Source organism: Cedecea sp. B1(4) (genome assembly GCF_059414925.1).
Genome location: NZ_JCAHMZ010000154.1, coordinates 1 through 290, shown reverse-complemented (window position 1 = coordinate 290; position 290 = coordinate 1). Strand labels below are relative to the sequence as shown.

Genomic DNA, 290 nt, shown 5'->3' with positions numbered 1-290 from the left:
GTTTATTAATAAATTTTTTTTTTTTTTTTTTTTTTTTTTTTGGCTTGGTTTTTTTTTTTTTAATTATTTTGTTTTTTATTGGTTAAAATCTGGGGGGGGGTTTTTTGGGTTTTTTTCTTTTATAAAAAAAAAATTTTTCTGTTGGTGGGGGGGTTTTTGGTTTTGTACTTGCCTGCTTTTTCTTTGGCGCTTGTGGGCTTTTTTGGTTTATTTTCTTTTGGGTGGTTTTTATTTCTTTATTTTTTTTTTTTTTTTTTTTTTTTTTTTTTTGGGTGGTTGTTTTTTTTTTT

At 23.8% G+C, this 290-nt stretch carries 1 protein-coding gene; it reads right to left on the bottom strand.

The genetic code is table 11. The features are described 5' to 3' along the window. Positions 1-82: 82 nt before the first annotated feature. On the bottom strand, positions 83-290 hold a 208-nt coding region (locus ACR6JA_RS22440; RefSeq protein WP_494599634.1), incomplete at its 5' end, for a hypothetical protein.